This is a genomic window from Pseudaeromonas pectinilytica, from assembly GCF_054780855.1.
In genome coordinates this window covers 1-561 of record NZ_BAAGVN010000145.1, presented here as the reverse complement: position 1 = coordinate 561, position 561 = coordinate 1, and the positions used below count along the sequence as shown (strand labels likewise).

The 561-nt window shown below is 61.3% G+C and carries 1 protein-coding gene; it reads right to left on the bottom strand.

Going from position 1 to position 561, the window contains the following annotated elements:
- The coding region (locus ACYVG7_RS09885; protein WP_460882968.1) for a PKD domain-containing protein at positions 1 to 561 on the bottom strand (561 nt) is incomplete at both ends.

The following is a 561-nucleotide window of genomic DNA, read 5'->3' as shown; positions in this document are numbered from 1 at the left end:
GCCTTGACCACGCTGACGCTAGCGTTCTTGCTGGCGGTCGCGCCCTTATCGTCGGTGACCGTCAGGGTGACGCTGTAGGTTCCCGCAGCCGCATAGGCATGGCTGACCGTCTTGCCGGTGCCGGTTGCGCCATCGCCAAAGTTCCAGCTGTAGCTGGCAATGCTGCCATCACTGTCGCTCGACGCGCTGGCATCAAAATTAGCAACGAGATCAGCCTCGGAATGGGTAAATGCAGCGCTCGGTGCCACATTCGCCTTGACCACGCTGATGCTGGCGCTCTTGCTGGCTGTCGCCCCTTGGTCATCAGTCACCGTCAGAACGACGGAGTAATCGCCGGCCGCCGCATAGCTATGGCTGGCGCTCTTACCGCTGCCGGTCGCACCATCGCCAAAATCCCATTGGTAGCTGGTGATACCGCCATCGCTGTCGCTGGAGGCGCTGGCATCAAAACTGGCAACCAACTCCGTCTCGCTGTGGGTAAAGGCAGCGGTTGGAGCCACATTGGGTGCCACCACGCTAACGCTGACGCTCTGGCTGGCGGTCGCCCCTTTGTCATCAGTC